Annotated in this window: 20 protein-coding genes; 8 read left to right on the forward strand and 12 right to left on the reverse strand. The window is 68.2% G+C overall.

Going from position 1 to position 21017, the window contains the following annotated elements; translation table 11 throughout:
* The first annotated feature begins 148 nt into the window (after window positions 1-148).
* Together FHU35_RS10965 and FHU35_RS10970 are read left to right on the forward strand one after the other, a co-directional pair.
* Window positions 149-1531 (forward strand): NAD-dependent succinate-semialdehyde dehydrogenase, encoded by a 1383-nt coding sequence (locus tag FHU35_RS10965; RefSeq protein ID WP_145738389.1) that lies wholly within the window; start codon window positions 149-151, stop codon window positions 1529-1531.
* A gap of 477 nt (window positions 1532-2008) precedes the next feature.
* A complete protein-coding gene (locus tag FHU35_RS10970) occupies window positions 2009-2884 on the forward strand; it encodes a Rieske (2Fe-2S) protein (RefSeq protein WP_145738390.1) in 876 nt (291 codons plus the stop codon).
* Between the two features lie 164 nt (window positions 2885-3048).
* On the opposite strand, the gene FHU35_RS10975 is transcribed toward FHU35_RS10970, so the two are convergent.
* Complete coding sequence (locus tag FHU35_RS10975) at window positions 3049-3549, reverse strand: DUF309 domain-containing protein (RefSeq protein ID WP_145738391.1); 501 nt, start codon at window positions 3547-3549, stop codon at window positions 3049-3051.
* A gap of 553 nt (window positions 3550-4102) precedes the next feature.
* Between FHU35_RS10975 and FHU35_RS10980 the strand changes: the two genes are divergently transcribed.
* The gene (locus tag FHU35_RS10980) at window positions 4103-5047 is read left to right on the forward strand and encodes a hypothetical protein (protein ID WP_145738392.1); all 945 of its coding nucleotides are present in this window, start codon (window positions 4103-4105) and stop codon (window positions 5045-5047) included.
* A gap of 43 nt (window positions 5048-5090) precedes the next feature.
* Here FHU35_RS10980 and FHU35_RS10985 read toward each other — a convergent pair whose 3' ends face one another.
* From FHU35_RS10985 to FHU35_RS11005, 5 genes are all read right to left on the reverse strand, one after another.
* Window positions 5091-5564: an SRPBCC family protein gene (locus FHU35_RS10985; RefSeq protein ID WP_145738393.1), complete on the reverse strand. Its 474-nt coding sequence runs from the start codon at window positions 5562-5564 to the stop codon at window positions 5091-5093.
* 503 nt (window positions 5565-6067) lie between these two features.
* Window positions 6068-6529: an STAS domain-containing protein gene (locus tag FHU35_RS10990; protein ID WP_186459373.1), complete on the reverse strand. Its 462-nt coding sequence runs from the start codon at window positions 6527-6529 to the stop codon at window positions 6068-6070.
* A gap of 234 nt (window positions 6530-6763) precedes the next feature.
* Window positions 6764-8056, reverse strand: a complete 1293-nt coding sequence (locus FHU35_RS10995) for an FUSC family protein (RefSeq protein WP_186459374.1) — start codon at window positions 8054-8056, stop codon at window positions 6764-6766.
* Window positions 8057-8970: 914 nt separating this feature from the next.
* Complete coding sequence (locus FHU35_RS11000) at window positions 8971-10212, reverse strand: amidohydrolase (protein ID WP_246110234.1); 1242 nt, start codon at window positions 10210-10212, stop codon at window positions 8971-8973.
* Window positions 10213-10245: 33 nt separating this feature from the next.
* Entirely contained in the window at window positions 10246-11811 is a 1566-nt protein-coding gene (locus FHU35_RS11005) for a GMC family oxidoreductase (protein WP_145738396.1), read from the reverse strand.
* Between the two features lie 136 nt (window positions 11812-11947).
* Between FHU35_RS11005 and FHU35_RS11010 the strand changes: the two genes are divergently transcribed.
* A complete protein-coding gene (locus FHU35_RS11010; protein ID WP_145738397.1) occupies window positions 11948-12436 on the forward strand; it encodes a GbsR/MarR family transcriptional regulator in 489 nt (162 codons plus the stop codon).
* 149 nt (window positions 12437-12585) lie between these two features.
* The gene (phoU, locus tag FHU35_RS11015) at window positions 12586-13236 is read left to right on the forward strand and encodes a phosphate signaling complex protein PhoU (RefSeq protein ID WP_246110235.1); all 651 of its coding nucleotides are present in this window, start codon (window positions 12586-12588) and stop codon (window positions 13234-13236) included.
* A 218-nt stretch (window positions 13237-13454) separates the two neighbouring features.
* Here the strand turns inward: phoU and FHU35_RS11020 are convergent, their stop codons facing one another.
* From FHU35_RS11020 to FHU35_RS11035, 4 genes are all read right to left on the reverse strand, one after another.
* Window positions 13455-14330 carry an SAM-dependent methyltransferase gene (locus tag FHU35_RS11020; RefSeq protein ID WP_145738398.1) on the reverse strand — a complete coding sequence of 292 codons (876 nt, stop codon included), beginning with the start codon at window positions 14328-14330 and terminating at the stop codon, window positions 13455-13457.
* Window positions 14331-14376: 46 nt separating this feature from the next.
* Window positions 14377-14601, reverse strand: coding sequence for a hypothetical protein (locus tag FHU35_RS11025; protein ID WP_145738399.1), 225 nt, complete (start codon window positions 14599-14601; stop codon window positions 14377-14379).
* Between the two features lie 174 nt (window positions 14602-14775).
* On the reverse strand, window positions 14776-15270 hold the full coding sequence (locus FHU35_RS11030) for a hypothetical protein (RefSeq protein ID WP_246110236.1): 495 nt from the start codon (window positions 15268-15270) through the stop codon (window positions 14776-14778).
* Window positions 15271-15404: 134 nt separating this feature from the next.
* Window positions 15405-16202, reverse strand: coding sequence for an SDR family NAD(P)-dependent oxidoreductase (locus tag FHU35_RS11035; RefSeq protein ID WP_246110237.1), 798 nt, complete (start codon window positions 16200-16202; stop codon window positions 15405-15407).
* Window positions 16203-16373: 171 nt separating this feature from the next.
* Here FHU35_RS11035 and FHU35_RS11040 point away from each other — a divergent pair, with 171 nt between their 5' ends.
* Together FHU35_RS11040 and FHU35_RS11045 are read left to right on the forward strand one after the other, a co-directional pair.
* Window positions 16374-16709 (forward strand): ArsR/SmtB family transcription factor, encoded by a 336-nt coding sequence (locus tag FHU35_RS11040; RefSeq protein WP_145738401.1) that lies wholly within the window; start codon window positions 16374-16376, stop codon window positions 16707-16709.
* On the forward strand, window positions 16706-17341 hold the full coding sequence (locus FHU35_RS11045) for an SRPBCC family protein (RefSeq protein ID WP_145738402.1): 636 nt from the start codon (window positions 16706-16708) through the stop codon (window positions 17339-17341). Before FHU35_RS11040 ends, FHU35_RS11045 begins: the two co-directional genes overlap by 4 nt.
* A 49-nt stretch (window positions 17342-17390) precedes the next feature.
* Here FHU35_RS11045 and FHU35_RS11050 read toward each other — a convergent pair whose 3' ends face one another.
* Complete coding sequence (locus FHU35_RS11050; protein ID WP_246110238.1) at window positions 17391-19127, reverse strand: bifunctional aminoglycoside phosphotransferase/ATP-binding protein; 1737 nt, start codon at window positions 19125-19127, stop codon at window positions 17391-17393.
* Here FHU35_RS11050 and FHU35_RS11055 point away from each other — a divergent pair.
* Window positions 19099-20472: an NAD-dependent succinate-semialdehyde dehydrogenase gene (locus FHU35_RS11055; protein WP_145738403.1), complete on the forward strand. Its 1374-nt coding sequence runs from the start codon at window positions 19099-19101 to the stop codon at window positions 20470-20472. The genes FHU35_RS11050 and FHU35_RS11055 overlap by 29 nt on opposite strands.
* A 108-nt stretch (window positions 20473-20580) precedes the next feature.
* On the opposite strand, the gene FHU35_RS11060 is transcribed toward FHU35_RS11055, so the two are convergent.
* The gene (locus tag FHU35_RS11060) at window positions 20581-20991 is read right to left on the reverse strand and encodes a hypothetical protein (protein WP_145738404.1); all 411 of its coding nucleotides are present in this window, start codon (window positions 20989-20991) and stop codon (window positions 20581-20583) included.
* Between the last annotated feature and the right edge of the window lie 26 nt (window positions 20992-21017).

Here is a 21017-nt window from a genome sequence, read left to right on the forward strand (position 1 = left end):
GTGAGCCGTTCCGAATCGGGGTACGGAGACGGTGAGGCAGGCGGGTGGCCGCTGGGTATGTGGTCCGCCGGTTGGAGTGGACCGCTCACTCGCTTGTCCGGAGGTATGACCCGACTGGAGTGACCGCCAACTACCGTGAGTGGAGCCCATGAGCACGTACGTGATTGCCAATCCGACCACCGGCAAGATCGAGCAGGAGTTCGACGAGTTGAGCGATGGGGCCGTCGCCGGGGTCTTGGGTCGTTCGGACGGTGCCTACGCCAGCTGGCGAGCGACAACTGCGGAGGAGCGCGCGCAGAGCCTGATACGGGCGGCCGATGCCTATGACGCTCGCCAGGACGAGTTGGGCAAGCTGATCTCGACCGAGATGGGCAAGCCGATCAAGGAAGCGGTGGGCGAAGTCCAGCTTGCCGGCGCGATCTACCGCTGGTACGGCGAGCATGGGCCGGAGCTGCTGAAGACAGAGGTGCTTGATCCGCAAGGATCTGAAGAGTCGTTGGTGCAAACCGAGCCGATCGGCTCGCTGGTCGGGGTGATGCCTTGGAACTACCCCTACTACCAGGTGGCTCGATTCGTCGCACCGAACCTCATGGTGGGCAACACCATCATCCTCAAGCACGCGCGGATATGCCCGGGCTCGGCGGAAGCCATGTCCGAGATCTTGCACGCTGCCGGTGTTCCTGAGGACGCTTACATCAACGTGTTCGCGAGCAACGACCAGGTCGCCGACATGATCGCTGACCCTCGCGTGCGCGGGATTTCGCTGACTGGCAGTGAACGGGCAGGTGCGTCGGTGGCCACCACCGCCGCGCGGAATCTGAAGAAGTCGGTCCTGGAGTTGGGCGGCTCCGACGCATTCATCGTGCTCGATGACGGCGACATCGAGCACACCGCCACCATCGCCGCTCGGGCGCGTCTTTCCAACACCGGCCAGGCCTGCAACTCTCCGAAACGAATGATCGTGCCCAACGGCAAGTTCGATGAGTTCGTCTCGACGGTCACACAGGCCTTCGAGTCCGCCCGGTTGGGTGATCCCACAGACCCGAGCACGCAGGTTGGCCCGCTGTCCTCGATCACCGCCCGCGACGGCGTGGTGCAGCAGGTGAAACGCGCGGTCGAGCAGGGCGCCACGCTGCACACCGGTGGCGACGCGCTCGAAGGGGAGGGAGCCTTCATGCGCCCGGCCGTCCTCACCGGCGTCACCAAGGAAATGGACGCCTACGCCGAGGAGATCTTCGGGCCCGTGGCCGTCGTGTACGGCGTCGATTCGGCCGACGAGGCCGTCGAGTTGGCCAACGACGTGGGCTTCGGGCTCAGCGGTTCGGTGTGGGGCAGCGACATCGACCGCGCCCAGCAGATCGCCGACCAGCTCGAAGTGGGCATGGCCTACGTCAACGAGCACGGCACCACGTTGCCCGGTCTGCCATTCGGTGGGGTGAAGCGCTCCGGTTTCGGCCGTGAGCTCGGTCGCTGGGGCATGGGCGAGTTCGTCAACGTCCGACTGCGCCGGACCTCCAAGACCAAGAAGTAGCCCTTCCTGAAATGGAGTGTGGGGAGGGCCGTCTGACGTTCCGCCAGTGGTCCCATCGCGGTTCCGCGCCGGGTGTGCCCTGATGGGACGGGGTTCTCCTCATCTCCAGGTTGGTTCAAGCACTGCCATCGTGCATCTCGTCTGTGGGACGTCGTCCACACCGCCTGGTCGATCTCATCGACGGTCGAGTTGGTTGCGCAGCGCGCGGTTCCGAGGTTCCTGTGCCTTGACGCCGTTGGCCGGTACGCGCACGCGGGTAGTGAGGCGTGCGGCAGGAGGCTGCTTTGCAACCAGGCCCGGCGGCTCGGTGCTGCTCCCGTTGTCTGCCTGCTCTGCACCGCGACCGGGTTCGTCGAATGCGGGCCGGCGCCCCACGACCCACTATGGGTGGGCGCCCGCTCATGCAGGCGCACGCCAGCATTGCGCTCGATCTCGATGTGGTGAACCCCGAAGCGGATGTCGAAGAGGGAGATACCGATGCCACAGCAGGAGATGCTCGGACGACGATTGGCGCGCCGACTGACCTGGTTGGACCCGGTCGAGGACAAGCTCCAACCGCTGGTGCGCGGCGCGCTTCGAAAGGCCATGCCGTTGAGGAACTTCCTTGATGGGACCTGGCTGGGCGCTCCGCTGCACCCCGCGTTGACCGACATCCCGGTGGGAGCGATGACGACGGCCCTGATCCTCGATGTCGCGGGGTCGGTCTCGGGGTCGCAACGATGCGGCGTGGCCGCGGACGGCGCGCTGTCAGTGGCGGTGCTGGCGACCCTTCCTGCGGCGCTGACCGGTACCTCCGACTGGCGTGACCTGAAGGGTGAGCCTAGGCGGGTCGCGAGCGCGCACGCCTTGCTCAACGCTAGCGGCCTCGTGCTGAACATCGCGTCCCTCGTGGGACGAGTGCGAGGCCGTCGCCGATACGCCAAGGCGAGTGCCGGAGCGGCGTTCGCGCTGACCTCGATCGCGGCTCACATCGGAGGTGAGTTGAGCTATGGCATGGGTGTCCGGGTCAACCAAGACTCGGCGCACGCCGGTCCTGTGGAGTTCACCGAGGTCCTCGCGGATGCGGACCTCGCACCCGATGAGTTCAAACTGCTGGAGGTCGCCGGGGAGCGCGTGCTGCTCGCGCGCTCGCGCACGGGCGATCCCCTCGCGATCGCGGCAGTCTGCAGTCACGCCGGCGGCCCGCTCGAGGAGGGCGAGAGGGACGGTGATCGGGTGATTTGCCCGTGGCACGGCTCCTGCTTCGAGATGGAGACCGGCGAAGTCGTCCACGGACCCGCCGTCTTCGCGCAGCCTCGGTACGAAACCCGTGTGCGAGCCGGTCGGATCGCGATCCGACGCGCTGAGTCCTGAGCGCCCAGAAGCGACCGGCACGGCGGTGCTGCGCGCCGCCCTGCGCGTGTACTCCGGGTTCGGCCTGCCCGCGGGTGAGCAGACCGGTGCACCGCCATACGAGCTTGCCGTCGGCGCCCTTGAACTGCACGTTCGAACATGGCCAGGGCACAGACGCAGGGAGGCTACGGAGATTCGGGCAACGTCGTGCGCAGCTTCGGGGGCAGCAGTCGCTGGTCGCCGAGGGCGGCCAGACCGGCATGGTCGATGGTCTCGGCGGTCTCGGCGGCGAAGTCGGCCAGCTCCTCCACGGCGATGGAGTGCGGGGGATGCTGGCTGTAGGGCCGGATGTGCTCGGTTGCCCGGCGCAACAGAGCGGTGGCTCCGGTAGCGTTGCCTCGGCGTAGGTGGGTCAGGCCGACGGCGAGTTGGGCCAGTCCCTTCCACAAGGCACGCTGCGTGCTGGGCGCGGTCTTCCATGCCCCTTCGAGGACTTCGTGGGCGTGGAACGGGCGTCCGTCGTCCAGGAGTTGCTGGGCCTGCTGCAGGCTCTCCTGCGGGGTGAGTACGAGGTCCTCATCGATGCGTTCGACGCCCGGGGTGCCGTGCGGCAGCGGGCGGCCGAGCCCATCGCGCGGACGGGCACTGCGGGCCCGACCCTGTGCATCTCGGTCGCGTTCAGCCATAGCCCCGAGTGTCCCAGGCCTCTCGCTCTCGTCTCAGGGGCCGAGACGAGGCAGCCCCGGTTGATCCAGGAAACCGGCTCCTATGCCGTGCCGTTGCCGCGTCCGACTCGGTGGTGAGCCTCCTGAGTTCGAGCGGCTTCGTGAACCCGCGTACGCCGTCCGCGCGTCGAGCGTGAGCGTCGGCTCACAGCCCGTGGCAGCATCGGTGACCAGCGTGGCCGTTCTTCCGGGTTGCACACGACCCGGGGCGCCGCAATCGGGGGAGCGCGCCGCCGTTCCTGAACGATCGCAGGGTGCATACCGTCCACGCTGGTCCTCCGCACGGGCTGAGCCCCCTGCGTGCATGTGGAGGTGGCAACGTGATCGATGAGCGACATGCGCGAGAGGACGTGCGAGCGGCTCTTACGTGGGCTCCCTGCGTACATCCTGCTCGTAGCAGCGAAGTTCGAAACCGGAGAACGCGGGGACGCCGTCGGGCGCGCAGGTTCGCTGGTGCTACTGCGCGGACTTCCGCCTGGGACGGGGGTGCTGCCAGGTCACGGAAGGGAGAGGTGTGAGCGCCGAACGTCCGGTCGGGCCAAACGTGCCGCGCGATTGGGAGCGCGCCACCAGTGGCGGTCCCCGTCCGTTCACCTCGTGGATCGCCTACCGGCGGCCGCAAGATACCCCCTACCTGTGGGAGTCCCGGCACTCCGGCAAGGGCGCAGGCCCGGTCACTGCTGCAGGACGGGTGGCACCGCACACGCCCGAGGCTGAGGATTCGCCCAACCCCTGGTTGCAGTTCTGGGCGCCGCAGCGGCTGGCCTGGTGGATCGCGCTGGTCTTCCTGGTCGGCTCGCTGCTGTTCATCGCAGGAGCGGCCGGATCGTTGGTGCCGTCGGCGTTCGGCGGGCAGCACCGGATGGCCATCTACGCCGAGTCCTGCTACTTCCTCGGCGCGCTGCTGTACACGATCAGCATTTACGGGCAGGTGTTCGAGAGTCTCAACGCCGATGACCGGATAGGCCCGGACGGCGTTACGCATGCCCCGCAACGCTACCGCTGGTTCGGCTTCGAGCCTCAGAAGCTGTCGTTCTGGACGCCGTCCGTGCTGCTCATCGGGTCGCTGATGTTCAACTACGAGACGACGTTCGCGCTCGGTGCCAACCTCGAGCTCCTGCCCAAGGCGGGATTGTGGTGGACCAGCTTGATCGGCAGCGTGCTGTTCCTGGGCTCCAGCTTGCTGCAGCTGGCCGAAGCCGGGCACGGTCACTTGAGGTTCGATCCAAGGGACGTCTCGTGCTGGGTCGGGCTGATGTTCGTGCTCGGCTCGATGGGGTTCATCGTCGGGTCGTTGCCGGGGTTCCCGGACACCGGGTTCCCGACCGCGGAGAATCCCGCGGGGGCGTCGATCGTCAAGGTGGGGTTCTTGGTCGGCGGGGTGGCGTTCCTGGTGGGCAGCTACCTGATGCTGCCGGAGCTGTTCATCCAACTCCGCTCTCGGGGGAGGCGGAAGTGATCGCGGACCGGCACATGCTGGGCAGAGCGCGTTCGCTTCGGTCCTACGCGGGCTTTTGTTCCACCTGTCTGGCGAGGATTCCCAGCGTGGCGCGCAGCCCCGATTCCGGGATGACGGGGAAGATGCCCTTCTCCCGGTATCGCTGCTCGATCTGGCTCCAGTCGTAGTAGGAGGTCACCAGTGTCCCGTGCTCGCTCGGTTCGAGCCGATAGCCGTAGAGGTGCTTGATCGGGGGTTGGATGGTCCCGGAGATCGTCCATTCCAGGAGCCGGTCCTGCTCGAAGCGGGTGATGATGACCCGGACGTCATAGGTGCCCATCGGGTAGTCGTTGAGGGCCTCGCGGTCCATGTGCACCAGGAAGTCGTCGCCCACCTGCCGCACAGGCTTTCCCTCGGCGGACTGCAACATCCCTGAGCTGTCGATCGTCACGTGCCCGGTCGGCTCGCACAGCAGCGCGAAGACTCGCCGCGGAGGTGCTGCGACTTGTCGGCGCACCTCGAATCGTTCTGTCGTCATGGTCATCAGACTGGCACGTCGCACGGCGAGGTGTCCTGGGGCCGCGGAAGGTCCCAAGTCGTGACGTTGTTGCGTCCGGCCGAGCGAGTGATCGGCTTGCCGAGGCCGATGCGCTGGGAATTCGGAGGGAGGACATGCCCCTCTCTTCTCGCCAAGCGGGCGATCGCCCCGTCGGGACCACTTTTCAGCACGGGCCGTGGGACGAACGCCAGATCGCCGAGGCGGGTGACTGCGAATCGTTGCCAGTCCCACTGCTCGCTCGCACAGCGGTGCCGGTGGCCGCGCGAGCCCGCCCTCGTGGCCGGTACCTGCGGCGCAGCCCCGTGCACCGATGGCACCGCGTGGTCATGGCCACCGCGTGGCCGTGATCGTCGATCAACTCGGCAGTGCGCGTCGTGCGGTTCCCGCAGCGGGGGCAACCCTGTTCGGCCACTGCGGCGCTAACCCGAACCTCCGGCCGCCGCTCGTTCATGCCGGCGGGCGCGTGCCGCGCCGAAATCCGCTCAGCTGACGACACGAACCGGCCCCTCACAGGCAGGCGTCAGCTCGGCGACCGCTGCGGCGAGGGTGGCGTAGGTCGGGATGGTTCCGCTCCATCCGGCGGCGCGCAGCGCCCGCTCCACGCAGGGCGGTCCGTCCACGATCCAGACCCTCATCGCGCGGTGGTCGGCACGCTGGCGGACATGGGCCACCATCTCCAGCCCGGCCACGCCCATGAACCGCAGCCCGGACAGGTCGAGGACCAGCGTCTCGATGGTCGAGGACAACCGCGGTGCCAGCAGTTCGTACAGGCCCGGGGCGGTATTGGTGTCGAGCTCGCCCGCGATGTGAACCACGACCGACGTGCTGGTGGGGCGCCACAGCTGCAGCACGAGGTCCTGGCTTCCGCGCGGCACCAGCTGTTCGGCAGATCCGCTGAGGATGCGATCCGGAATGGCGGTCTCGCGTGCGGAAAGAGCGGTCACGATTGCCTCCTCGAAAACGAGGGCAGCAAGCGAAGGGAACAGACGACCCGTTGACGACATCCCCATCCCACATCGGGTGCAACGCGGGAGGACGACCCCGAAAGACAGACGCGAACACTTCGATCAAGCTGTCGCGTTCATTGGGGCGGGCTGGATGCTCAACCGACCAGTTTCAACATCCCAGAGCGGAGGCCGTATGTCCACCCGGGGGCCACGGCCCTCTCAGAAGATTCGTTACCGCCGCAGCGCGTCGGTGGAGCGGGCAGTGCAGGTGCGTCGCGACTCGTCCTGGCTGGAATCCCCGGTCGAGGAGTCGATCAGCCGGGCAAGTTGATGCTGAGCTTCGACGAACTCCTCGACCAGGCGGTGGGCATCGGTCTGCAGACCCCGGTAGACGGCCCACGGGCCGGGGCCGTCGAGTTCCGTGCTCTTGGCCTGTTCGGCGAGTTCGCTGTACGCCCGGCGCGCCCGGGCGGTCGCATCGCCGAGTCGATCGGCTTGGTCGGCGGCGTCGGTGCTGTGCATTTCACCGATCGCGCCGGCGGCCTCGGCCGTGGCGGCCAGCACTTCGCCGTAGCTGCGGAGGAACCGTTCGCGTTCCGGCTGCAGCGCAGTGTTCTCCTGGACGGCGAAGGTCAATCCTCGCATGGCCAAACGCAATTGACCGGTGGCTCGTTCCAGCGTGTTGATGATCGTGCGGTAGCCCTCGAACGAAGCCGGGTAGGCCAGGAACAACCGCCGCGGATTGAACCGCCGAACCTCGACCGCCCGGCTCACCGCAGCGCTTGCCTGGGCGACCGCGTGCGGGAACCGGTTGGCCTGGTGCAGCCAGGTCTCGGCCTGATCCTGGTCCGGGATCCCTTGATCGAGACCCTGGGCCACGTCGGTGAGCATTTCGCGCAACGAGTGGGCAAGCGCGCTGACGCCGAGCCGGGCGCTGCGATACCGCATAGGCGGTGCGATCACCAGGTTCGTGACCACTCCGATCACGCAGCCCATGAGCACCAGGCCGGCGATGCTGCCCAGCTGAACGAAACCCGACGGGGACGTGCCGCCCTGGGTGAACGAGGCGTAGGCGAACAGCGCCGTCACGCCGACCTGCGGTCCCTGCTGGCCGAGCTTGCGCCACCGCCCCAACACGAGTGCGACCAGGATCAGCACGGCGAAGGTCAGCGTCGCGGCGCCCATGACCGGCGTCACCAACCCGGCCAGCAAGACGCCGAAGACCATCGCGCCCGCGTAGCGAATCGACTGGTCCAGGGATTGGGAGATGGTCGCTTGAACCATGAGCAACGCGGCGAACGGGGCGAAGGTCGCCGTCGGAGCCCGCAAGAGGTTGTTGGCGATCACCCACGCCACGGTCGCCGCGATCACGCTCTTGATGATCAGCAGGAGGACGTCACGATCCGGCCCGGTGTGCTCGAAAGCCCGCTTGAGCACGCACATCAGCCGGTGGAATCGCGTCCGTGCCCTGGTCTTGTTCCGCCGTGCGCCGCCTCCGCTCTCGACCTGGTCCGGTTCGGTCATCGCTCGCCTCTCCGCAGCACGTCGTTCGGCCATCCCGGGGCGATCCCTTCCGGGCGACGCGTTCTCATCGGCCCGCCGGAGACCCCGGATCTGATGAAGATCGCCACCAGGGCGCTTACCCGCGGTGACGCGTTCGCAATCGGCGCAAAGGCGTGATTTCTGCCCGAGGTCGCGTCAGGGCGTTGTGGGTGCTGCGGTGGCTTGACCGAGGACGGAGCCTGGATCGAGACTTCCGGGTGGCGATGCCGCGGGCGAGTTCGGGGAGGTGCGGGCGTGGTCGCGCAGCAGCTCGTACGCGGTGCGCTGGGCAGACCGCCGTGCTCTGCCAGGAATCCCTCTCGCGCTGGTCGGAGAGGAGGATTCCGGCGGCGACGTTGAGGTGTTCGCGTGGCGTTCTCGGCCAGCATTCGAGGAAGTGCAGCAGGTCGAAGTCGTCGGCCGGGGCGCTGCTTCGGACACGCTCATCTCGCCCGCAGATGAGGCTCATCCACGAGGCGCCGGGCAGCCTCCGGCGTAGGTGGTCAGCAGTGGCTCCAACGCCCGGCGCCGCTGTTCGCTCATGTCCCGGTCCGCTCCGGCGCATCCCCCGCGCGGTCGTGTCAGCACGAGGTCTGAACTGACACGACCTAAGCCACCTGCGCACCCGGGCACACCGACGGCCTGCCCCTGGGGTCTCCCCATTCGGGCAAGTCTAAGCGTGCGGCGGGCTCCCGATGTTCGTCGCCGGTCAACCGGCCGGCCGCGTGACGAGCTCTATTCCTGTGCCGTCAGCGGTCAATCGCCCGCTGACATGCGTGGCGACCTCGCCTGGAAGATGCGCGTCTTCGACCTGCTCGCACGGCTGAAGCGGTCTCGAGAGGCCTGGCCGCCGTCACCGTGCCGATCCCTGATTCGACGGTCGAGGCTCTTGCTGCTCAGACGCATCGGGCTCGGCCGAGGTCGATCGCTGTCCACGCCATCGCGGTGGCGCCGTCGAGCACCGCCTGGTCGGCGGCCTGGGTGATGCACGCCGCGGTGAACTCGGGCTGGTGGTTCACCGCGGGCAGGCAGTCCAGTCCGAGCATCGGGTGGATGGTGGGGACGGCATGGGAGACGTTGCCCATGTCGGTCGCCGCACCCGCAGGGGAGCCGCCGGACAGGTCCGGGAAGACACGCCCGAGCGCTTCCGCGTTGGCCCGGTACATCTGCAGCATGTCCGGGTCCGGCCGCAGGTCGGCGTAGTCGAGGGAGAGCGGTGTGGTGGTCAGGTCGCAACCGGTGGCCAGCGCCCCGGCCTCGAAGCAGTGCTGCACGCGCTGCTTGAGCTCGGCGAGGGCCTCCATGGTGGACGACCGGACGATCCACCCTCCGCGGCTCGCGTCGGGGATGATGTTCGCCGCGGTGCCGGCCTCGGTGACGACGCCGGCGATGCGGTCCTCCGGGCTCGTCTGCTGGCGGAGCAGCCCGACCGCGACCTGCGCGACCGTCATGGCGTCGGCGGCGTTGACACCGAGCTGCGGATAGGCACCAGCATGCGCGGGCTTCCCGCGGTACGAGACCTCGAACTGGGAGACGGCGGAGCCGGGCATCGCGGCCATCTCCACTGCGGCGGGATGGACCATCATCGCCGCGTCCATCCCAGCGAACGCGCCGCGCTCGAGCATGAGGATTTTGCCTCCGCCGCCCTCCTCCGCCGGTGTTCCGAGGACGGTCACCGTCAGCCCCAGGTCGTCGGCCAGACCGGCGAGCGCGGCCCCAGCCCCGACAGCGGCGGCGGCGATGATGTTGTGTCCGCAGGCGTGACCGATGTCGGGGAGGGCGTCGTACTCGGCGCAGATCCCGATGTGGAGCGGGCCCGTTCCGACGGTCGCGCGGACGGCGGTCGGCAGGTCGTAGCAGCCGTGCTCGACCTCGAACCCGGCCGCAGCCAGCGCGTCCGCCACCCATGCGCTCGCCAGGGTCTCCTCGAACGCCAGCTCTGGGTGGGCGTGAACGCGGTGGGAGAGCTCGACCAGCCGGCCGCTCCATGCGCTGACCGCGTCAGCGGCGTGCTGCTTGGCGCCGGCCGCCAGTGCGGTGTGGGTGGAGGCCGGGCGGGTCGGGCCGATCACCTGGTGGAACGCCTCGTCGCGGGAGTTTTGCCCGCGTCCGCCGATCAGGTTCTGCAGGGTCTTCACAGGGTACTGCTCCTTCGCTGGGTCGGCGGGCGGTCAGCCGATGCGGTCGGCCATCAGTTCGCCGACCATGATCGATGCCAGGTTGGTGTTGGCCCGCGGGACGGACGGGAAGATCGATGCGTCGACCACGCGGAGGCCCTCGATCCCGCGCACGCGGCAGGAGGGGTCGACCACCGCGGAGTCGTCCTCGGGCGCACCCATCCGGCACGTGCTGGTGCCGTGCTGGGCGTCGACCGCGGTCGCCAGCAGGTGGCCGTCGAGCTCCGCGTCGTCGTTCAGCACCGCGAACAGGTCGCTGTTGGCGGCCTCGACCGACCTGTCGACGATGGTCGCGGCCTCGGGACCGCAGGCCAGTTCGGCCAGGGCGCGGACGCCGTCGCGCAGTTGCGCGAGGTCGCGGTCGTCCGACAGCATCCGCTGCCGGACTTCGGGCTGGGCCTGCGGTTCGGTGGATTTGAGCGTGAGCACGCCGCGTGAGTGGTTGTGGTTCAGCCACACGCCGAAGCCGCCCGCTGGGAACCGCGTGTCGGCGTTCGCCATCGACAGCACGTTCATGTTCAGCGACACCAACATCATGTCGTGGGGCGCGCTGCCGGGCGCCCCGCTGCTGTAGCGGACGCAGACGTTGGTGTGGCGGTCGTCGTCGGTCTTGATCGCGGCCTCCGCGGTCAGCGGAAGTCCGACGACGATCATCGGGTGGTCCTGCATGCCGCGGCCGACCGGGAGGTCCGCCCGGATCGGGATGTCGAGGCGACGCAGGTCCTCCGCCGGGCCGATGCCCGACCGCAGCAGGATCGCGGGGGAGTGGATCACTCCGGCGCTGAGCACGATCTCGTCGGCGTACTCGGTCGTCGCCGTGCCGTCCGCGATCACGCGGACTCCGACGGCCCGGCGGCCCTCGAAGACGACCTGGTCGACCAGTGCGTCACCGCGGACGGTGAGGCCGGTCAGCGACCGAACCGGTTCGAGATAGCCGTCGTTGACCGTGACCCGGCGGCCGGCGCGGGAGTTGATCGGGTACGGCGAGACCCCGGCCGCGCCGGGCGCGTTCACGTCCGGCGCCCAGGAATGCCCGGCGGCCTGGGCCGCTGCTGACAGCGCGGCGTCGACCCCGCCCCATCGCTCCGGCGGCATCCGGGTGATCGGCGTCGGCCCGCCGCGCCCGTGGTAGGACTCGTCCCCGAATTCCTCGTCGTCCTCGAGCTTCGCGAAGTAGGGCAGCACGTCCTCGGGCGACCAACCGGCGCAACCGGCGGCGGCCCAGTCGGCGAAGTCCTCCATCGGCGGGCGGATGGCGATCTGCCCGTTGATCGACGAACTGCCGCCGGCGCCCCGGCCGCGCCAGTACGGGGTCTGCGACTGCGTGTCCGTCCGAGCCGAGTTGACGCCCTCCCAGACCAGGCCCGCGACGGCGGTGGGATCCATCAGCGCGCGAGCGGGATTCGGCGATCGCCATGCCTCAGGCATCTGATCCTGCCGGTAGTCGGGGCCGGCTTCCAGGAGCAGGACGCGCTTGCCGCGCTCGGCCGAGCGAGCGGCGAGGACCGCGCCCGCGGACCCCGCTCCCACGACGATGATGTCCCAGCCCACGTCTGCCACGGCGAACCTCCAGCGTTCGGCACAGGAGCGCGGACCCGAGGGATGTCCGGACCGCTGCTGCACGGTAGAGTGCCCCGCAGGCGAAGTTCAGTCAAGAGTGAATGTTCATTCTGATCTGATCGATTGGAGTCCGGTGATGTCCAGCCGCGTTGGCGACGATCCTCCCGGCGATGCGAACGCACTGATCGAGGACTTCGGGCTGCGCATCGGGAGCGCGATGGGTTGGCCGCCGATGGCTGGGCGGGCCGCGGGCGTGCTGATGCTCAGCGAGAGACCCATGACGATGGCGCAGCTCCAGGACGTTCTCCGCGCGAGCAAGGGCTCGATGTCGGAGACGACGCGCCTGTTGGTGCTGAGCGGGACCGTCCGGCGTTTCAAGGAGCCGGGATCCCGCCAGTACGTGTACGAATGGCGTGACGACGCCTGGGTCGGCTGCTTGCAGCACCAGGTCGAGGGGACGACCGACCTGCTGGCACTGGCGGAGAACGCGCAGGCGCGAGGGGCGGCGCTCCCCGAACGGCAGCGCGCGCGCCTCCGCGAGATGCACGAGTTCTACACCTTCATGGTGCAGCGTCTCGAAACGCTTCTCGACGAGTACAGAGCGTTCCGGGAGAACGGGGCTTGAGGAATCTGCGCTTTGGATCGCGCACTGGGCCTCATCCGAGTTCGTCACCGCGTTGATCTCGCCGAGCTGCGCGCCTTCGCCCACCTCGTCGGGAAGTCCTGGCCCCGCAGTGCGCCTAGCGCACACGACGTTTGTCCGGTTCGCCTAGAGTGGGTGGCGTGCGGGAAGTGTTGAACGCCGAACTGGAAGCCCTCAATGAGCATCTCGCGGCCATGGCCGGACTGGCCGCCGTGGCGATGCGGCAGGCCACCCAGGCCCTGACCACAGGTGATCTACCGCTCGCAGAGCGAGTCATCGCCGCCGACGCCGAGCTCGACGCCGCCCGAGACACGTGCGAGGAACACGCCCAGCGGCTGCTGGCTCTGCAATCCCCGGTTGCCGGCGACCTGCGCACTGTGATGGCCACGCTGATCTGCGCGGTGAAGATCGAACGCATGGGCGACCTCGCCGCCCACCTCGCCGATCTCGTCCGTCGCCGCCACCCGGAACCGGTCGTGCCGGACGCCCTGGTCGAAACCGTGGACACCCTCGGCGAGCTGACCGTCACGATGGCCGACCGGCTGCACGATCTCATCACCGGTGAAGCCGCGCGCGGCTTCACCGAGATGGACGACGCCGACGACTCGGTGGACGCCCTGTGCGCCAGGCTGATGTCGATGATCACCAGCGAAGACTACGAACACGGCGTGGCCGCAGCGGCGAACCTCGCATTGCTGGCCCGGTTCTACGAACGCTTCGCCGACCAGGCCGTTTCCGTCGCCCGCCGCCTCGAATTCGTCACCACCGGCACGCTTCCCTGAGCAACAGCGCGAAACCGCCAGTGCCGGAGACCGAACAGGCGGTGACTACCGCCACTCGACAGAGCTGACGTCTCGAAGGCGACATAACATCCAATGTGAGCCGGTGGACGAGTCCTGATGAATGGTTGCTCCTACCAGCATCGCCGAGGGGCATCGGGAAGCCCAGAGTGGTCGCGGGCTCGGAGTGACTCCAGGCGCTCCGAGCCCGCGACGTCGTGTCAGTTGGTCCGCGTGGCGGTCAGCAGCTGCACTTGGCCCATGAGCGGCTCGATCCCGGCGGGCAGCGGCCTGCCATAGCTCTGCGCGCGTTCGGATGCGGTGTTCGCCGTGGTGGTCCAGCCTTCGTTGCGGAGGCGTTCGGCCGGATCCTGTCGTGGTGCGTCGTTGTAGAACAGTTCACGCGGGTCGATGCCGATGCGTTCGGACAGGGACTGGAACTTGGGGTCGTCCATCACGGCGTCCATGGACTGGGCGACGTGTTCCACGGCAACGCGGCTACCGGGCGCCGAGAGCTTCTGGATGTCGGCGAACAGCGCCTCCTCCGCTGCCGCGGGGAGATAGGGCAGGAGTCCCTCAGCCAGCCACGCAGTGGGAAGGTTGGGGTCGAAGCCGGCCTGGATCAGCGCTGTGGGCCAGTCGTGCCGGAGATCGACACCGATGACGGTGCGCCTGCCGCGGGATGCTCCGGTGGTCTGGTGCCGGGACAGCACGTCGTCCTTGAACTCGAGCACTGCGGGCTGGTCGATCTCGTACACAGCGGCGTTCTCGGGCCACGCCAGTCGCAGCGCGCGCGTGTCGAGCCCAGCCGCCAGCACCACAGCTTGCCGCACACCAGCCGTCGAAGCGTCGGTGAAGAACTCGTCGAAGAACCGGGACCGGACGCCGATGTAGGTGGCCTGCTCCCGCCAGATCTCGTCCCCGAGGAAGTCGGCGGGCAACGTGTCCGCAGGTACCTCGTCGACGAAGGCCTGAGCGTAGGGGTCGTGCACGAGACCGTCCTCGCGAGAGGTTTCCACCGCGCGTCCCGCGGCCACGCCGAGTGCCGTCACTCCGACACTGGTCGCGATGTCCCACTCGTCGTTTTCCGCGCGCATCAATGCACCTTCCGTTGTTGGGGTGATCGCCTCTGCTGCCGCGGGCTCAGCGCCGGGTGGCGCGCAGCGGCCAGATCGGGAGCAGCACGCGACCGCTGTCATCGACCTTGGCGCCGTCCACATTGACCTCGAAGCCCATCTCCCGGGTGGTTTCCGGGTCGAGCTTCTGCAAGACGTCCGGTGTGAAGGCGCTCGTGTAGTGGTCGGCGGTGATGTCCCAGTGCTGCGCGAGATTCGCCCGCAGGTCGTCCGGTGCGACCACCACCGGCATGCGGAATCCTGCGGATTCCACGTCCGCGCCACAGCACCGGGCAGTGCCGCACGTGCAGCTGCGCGCGGCCCAGCGCGGCCGGGCCGGTTGCAGGCGAACGTGATGCGCTGGAGGTGATCGGCCGTGCTGGGTGGGCAGCGACCAGCAGCTGGGCCGTCGAGCGAGTCCGGAGTGTCACGACGGGTTGTGTCCGCGCGCGCCGTACACCTGCGTGGCTACCTCGTGGTGGAGGTCTTCGAGTTCGGTGAGCTGTTGCTGGGCGCGATCGAGCAGCGTTCGCAGGTGTTGCGCGTCGAGGTCGGTTTCCCGCTCGGCAGCCGCGAGGAGGGTGCGCCAGGCGCTCGCCTTGCCCTGCACTCCCAAGTAGAGGGCTTCGATCTCGATCAACGCGCTCAACGGGGAGCGTCGGAACACTCCTGCGTTCGGTTTGAACCGGCCCGCCTTTTCGCCCAACCACGCCGCGAACACCTTGTAGTGCGCAGGTTTCGCACCGAGCGTGGCCATGATCTCCTGCAGGCTTCGGCGATCTGCACGGACTTCTTCGGTCAGCGCCCTGACGCGCGCCGAGATATCGGGTGTTCGTCCCTGATTGGCGCGCGCGGCGCGAGCGGCCAGCTCCACGCCACCGGTGGCACCGGCGAGGTGGTCGTTGAGGTAGATCGACAGCAACCTCCGCTGCGAGACGTTCGCCGGTGGTGTGTCCATGAATGAGCCCCTTCTCAGCCGGTGAGGGTCTGACCTTGAAGAACGTGCTGTCGCTACCACGTGTGTGATGTGCTCAGCGTGGGTCCCATACGGCCCGGTCATGATCTGGCGGTACCCGGGGCGCTGAGCCGGCGGTGGATCGCGGCCATCAGCCGCTCGGGCATGATTCGCGAGATCGCGACCTGCACCCGGTTGCTGCGCGAGCCGGCGACCACGGAGTCGCGGCCGGCGACCATCGCGGCGTAACCCTGACGCGCGACGGTCACGGCGCTGTCCTTGGGGCCGGCCCCGATCTTGGTGTCTCGCATCCGGGCTCGGTTGAAGAACTCGGTATCAGTGGGGCCGGGCAGCAAGGCGGTGACAGTCACGCCGGTTCCGCGCAGCTCCTCGCGCAACGCCTGCGCGAAGGACTGCACGAACGCCTTCGAGGCGTTGTAGACGGAGAGGAAGGGCCCGGGTGCGGTCGCCGCGATCGAGGAGGTGAACAGCACCCGGCCGTGGCCTTGCTCGACCATTCGGGGAACGAGCAACTTCGCCAGGTGCACCGTGGAGCGCACGTTGAGGTCGACCACTCGCAATTGATCGTCGAGGGCGGTCTCGCCCGCGAAGGACCCGCCGGAGCCGACGCCGGCGTTGAGCACCACTACGTCGATCGGTCGCCCGGTCGCGGCGGCCCGCCCGGCGAGCTCTTCGACGCCACCGCGCTCGGTGAGGTCGACCTGCACGGTCTCCACGTTCGCGCCGATCCGCTCCATCTGGCGCGCGGTGTCGTGTACCTGGGCGTTCTCCGCGGTCAGCAGGATGTCGTGGCCGTCCTGTGCGAGGCACCGCGCCAACTCCCGCCCGATGCCGGTCGATGCGCCGGTCACCAGGGCCATCGGAGTGCGAGTGTCCACGTCTTCCTCCCAGGCGCTCGGCGAAAGGGGCCGTAATCCGGGTTGCCGTGGCCGTTGCGCCTCAAACACCTCGGAAGCCGAGCGGGCCGCGGTATCGGCTTGGACGAGCCGGAGGGACAGCCCTAGTACCAGTCATGGCTTATATAAGTGGGGAGTGCTATTCTAGTCGCCGTGCACGCGTTCGACGTTCTCGGTGACCCGGTGCGACGCCGGGTTTTGGAACTGCTCGCCGATGGCGAGCAGTCCTCCGGCGCGATCACCGCCGCCGTCCAGGAGGAGTTCGGGATTTCCCAGCCGGGGGTCTCGCAGCATCTGCGCGTGTTACGGGAGCACGGGTTCGCCGTGGTCCGAGCGGAGGGCACCCGGCGGCTGTACGCGGTTGATACCGCGCCCCTGCAGGAGGTCGATGAGTGGTTGGCCCACTTCCGCAAGTTCTGGACGCAGCGCCTGGATGCGCTGGCGACCGAACTCGCCCGAGGCAAGCGCGAACGAAGGAAAGCACCATGAACGACATCGTGGACAGGATCAACGTCGTCCACCGGGAACTGGGCGCAAAGAACATCCCCGCCGGTGAGGGCAAAGTCGTGCTGCTGCGGCGCAGCTACGACACGACGATCGACGACGTCTGGGACGCCTGCACGGACCCGGAACGGCTCAAGCGCTGGTTCCTGCCGGTCACCGGCGAACTCCGAGTCGGTGGGACGTACCAACTCGAGGGCAACGCGTGGGGTGAGATCCTGCGCTGCGAGCCGCCGAGCCTGCTGAAGGTGACGTGGATCCTCGGTGAGAACACCTCGGAGAAGGACATCTCCGAGGTGGAGATCCGGTTGACCACGGGGGGCGATGGTGCGGCGGTCCTCGAGCTCGAGCACGCTGCGGTCGTCGACCCTGATTTCTGGGGCAGGTTCGGACCGGGCGCGGTCGGTGTCGGCTGGGACACCGGCCTGTACGGACTGGCCGAGTACCTGGGCGGCGAGGACTTCGAGGAGAACGCGTGGCAGCACACGCCCGAGGCCAAGGACTTCCTGACGCGCAGCAGTCAAGCCTGGGGAGAGGCCCACCTCGCTTCGGGCGCCAGCCCGGACGTGGTGGCTGCCGCGGTCGAGGCCACGACGAACTTCTACGCACCCACGTCTTAAGCGACGAGGTCACTGCGGCGCGCTCTGCAGCAGGTGTTGGCCGACCAGGTCATGGTGCGCTTGAAATCAGGGCCTCGATCGCGTCATCGGCGGAGCGAGCGATTGAGCTCGTCGTGTCGATCCGGATCGCCTCCGGCCATTCGTCGGTGTCGCCGCGAAGCGACTGGGCTACGCGCTCATCGGCGTCCGAGGCCGTGCGGTGACGGTGGCGGAGGCGTTCGGCAGTGGTCGTGCTCGGGGCCGTGCACTGCAGGGCGACCGCTGTGCTGCGCGTGCGCCGGGCCGCGTCGACTGCGAGTTCTCGATGCTGTTCCCGCGACCACGAAGCGTCCAGCACGACGGATTCGCCGTGGGTGAGCAGCTCGGCTGCGCGGTCGGCGAGTTCCCGGTAGGTCCGATCGGTGTGTTCGGGAGCGTACAAACCGGACTGGTAATCCGCCGCGGCGGAGTCCGCGGAGGAGAGCCCCGCCAGCTCCTTCCTGACGCGATCGCTGGACAACGAGTGGAGGCCGAGGCGGGCGGCGACCTGTTCGCTGAGCGTGGTCTTCCCGGAACCGGGCGGACCTCCGATCATCACCAGCTGCGGTACTGCCCTCCGAATGTGGTCGGCGGCCAAGCGGAGGTGGTCGCGAGCGTCTGCCGCCGTCGCGTCGTCGCCTGGTGCGTGCTTGGCGCAAGCGACCTTCGTCCGAACCAGTGCGCGGTAAGCGGTGTAGAAATGGCCCAGCGACGTGGGAGCAACATCGCCGCTGTACTGTCCGTACCAGCCCAGGAATCTTTGCGCGAGGTCGGGAGCTCCGCGATACTCCAAGTCCATCGCGAGGCAGGCGGCGTCGTCCCAGGCGTCCAGCCGGCGCAGCTTGTCGTCGAACTCGAGGCAGTCGAGGATCCGCGGGCCGTCGTCGAGGCAGAAGATGTCCTCCGACAGCAGGTCCCCATGTCCATCGACGATGCGGCCGGCGTGGACGCGCCGCTCCAGCAGTGGCGCTCGTCCGTCCAGGAAATCGCGACCGCGGTCGGCGATCCCGCCGAGCATTTCCGCATCTAGCAGCCCGGTACCGAAATCCCGCAATCCGGCGATGTTGTCGTCCCAGCGCTGCATCACCGCATTCGGAGAGCCTTCCGCTGAAACCGGTTCATCGCGCTCCGCGCGGACGTGGAAATCCGCCAGCTCCTCGGCGATCTCACGAACCGCGCCATCAACCGGAGATCCGGTTTCGACGAGTGCGGCCAATGACCGCTCCTCCGGCATGCGGCGCATGACGAGCGCGTGGTCGCACGGGTCGTCGCCCGAGGGGCCGATGTCCACCAGGCCCAGGTACACGTCAGGGGCGAGGCGGCGATTGAGCTCCAGTTCGCGCCGGCACGCCCACAACCTCGCCTCCCGATCGCGGAAGTCCAAGAACCCCAGATCGATCGGCTTCTTCAGCTTGTACACGCGATCACCGATGAAGATCACAGCGCCGGCGTGGGTTTCGGCGGTGCTCACGTACCGGTCCTGCGCGGACGTTCGGTTCTCCGTGCTCACTACGACCTCCTCCTCGCTCCCGCGGAAAGCAGCCGATCTCGACGGGGCCAGGCCTTCGTGTGACTGTTCGATCGCACGGCGTCGGTCGTAACGGTATTCCCCACCACGCCCGCGCTCACCCTCGCGCGCAGGGCTCGTAGCTGCGAGTTCCGCCAGACGTGAGCTGCGCAGCGCTGGGATCCCGTCGCGGCATGGTTTGCGAACGAGCGTGTCCGGGTAGAGCACGAGCGTGGCTATCGCGACGACGAACCCGAGCACTGGCGAACTGATCCGCGAATTCGACGCGTTGAACGACCGGCAGGTGCGGGAAGCTCTGGAACGTGCGACAGCGGCGTTCGAGGACTTTCGGCTCACCACGTTCGCGCAGCGCAGCCGATGGATGCACCGGGCCGGTGAGATTCTGGACGAGGAAGCTCAGGAGCTGGGTGAGCTCGCGACGCTGGAGATGGGGAAGACCATCACAGCCGCGGTGGCCGAGGTGCGCAAGTCCGCCGCCGGGTGCCGCTACTACGCCGAGCAGGCCGAGCGGATGCTCGCCGACGAGTCCTGGCCCATCGAGGGCGATGCGGTGTTCACCCGTTACGAGCCGCTCGGCCCCGTCCTGGCGGTCATGCCCTGGAACTTCCCGTACTGGCAGGTCTTCCGCTTCGCCGCGCCCGCGCTGATGGCGGGCAACGTCGGGTTGCTCAAGCACGCTTCGAACGTGCCGCAGGTGGCGCTGGCGATCGAAGACGTTCTGCGCCGAGCCGGGTTTCCCGACGGTGTGTTCCAGACGTTGTTGGTTCCGTCCAGCGCCGTGGAGGGACTCATCGAGGATGAGCGCGTGCGCGCGGTGACGCTGACGGGAAGTGAGGGAGCCGGCCGTCAAGTCGGGGCGGCCGCGGGCCGCAGCATCAAGACCAGCGTTCTGGAACTCGGCGGTAGTGACGCCTTCATCGTGATGCCCTCGGCCGACCTGGACGACGCCGTGAACAACGCTGTGGCGTCGAGGCTGCTGAACAACGGGCAATCCTGCATCAACGCCAAGCGCTTCGTGGTGCACGACGACGTCGCCGGGGAGTTCACGCGCCTGTTCGTCGAACGGATGGAGGCGCTTCGAACCGGTGACCCGACCGACTCCGGCACCGACCTGGGCCCGCTGTCCTCCGCTGAGGCCGTGGACACACTCGACCAGCAGGTCCGCGACACCGAGGCGGCCGGGGGCCGGGTGCTCGCCGGTGGCAAGCCGCTCGGCGGGCCGGGGTTCTACTACCCGCCGACCGTGATCACCGACATCCCAGACGGCTCTCCCGCGCACCGGGAGGAGTTCTTCGGCCCGGTCGCGCTGCTGTGGCGGGCCGCTGACATCGACGAGGCCATCCGCATCGCCAACGACTCCCGATTCGGCCTCGGTGGCAGCGCCTGGACCAGGGACCGCGAAGAGCAGCTGCGATTCGTGAACGAGGTCGAGACCGGGATGATGTACATCAACAAGATGACCACCTCCACGCCCGAAGTTCCCTTCGGCGGAGCGAAGGACTCCGGCTACGGACGTGAACTCGCCGAATTCGGCACTCGGGCGTTCGTCAACGCCAAAACGGTGTGGATCAGCGAGCAGCGCTAGTGACAGGTGTGCTTCGCCGAGCACGCGAGGAGAACCCGATCCAGCGGATCGGCCGGACAGCAACCGCGACGAATCCGTGTGCGCGGTTACCAGGACGCACGTCGGCTTCTACTGGTGGGACGTCGTGATGTGGACCGTGGTGGTGACGCCGGCTTCCTCGGCGAGGACGGTGCAGTAGGCGGCGGCATAGGCGTGGCTGACCAACACCGATGCGGGCTCTCCAGCTACGGGCGGGCGGGGTTCTGCGTGCCGGGAGCCGAGTACGAAGTCCTGGCGGACGCCCGTGCCGGCATCGGTCAGCGTGGCGTGGCGGTTCTGGACCAACCAGGCGGCTACGGGTGAATCAGCGGGCTCGATGTGCACGCTGGCTTGGCCCTCGCGACTGAGTTGCCACGCCGAGCAACGCTTCATCAAGTCGCCTGCGGCCCACCGGCCAGCGGCGCAAGCCGCCCGATGTAGATCCTCCCATTCATCGCAGGGCTGCGGCATCTCCGGCGCTTCCGGAATCATGCTGGTCATTCCCGTCTCCTCCTCACTGCGAGGCG

The sequence above is a fragment of the Saccharopolyspora dendranthemae genome, from assembly GCF_007829955.1.
In the GTDB taxonomy this organism is placed as follows: domain Bacteria; phylum Actinomycetota; class Actinomycetes; order Mycobacteriales; family Pseudonocardiaceae; genus Saccharopolyspora; species Saccharopolyspora dendranthemae.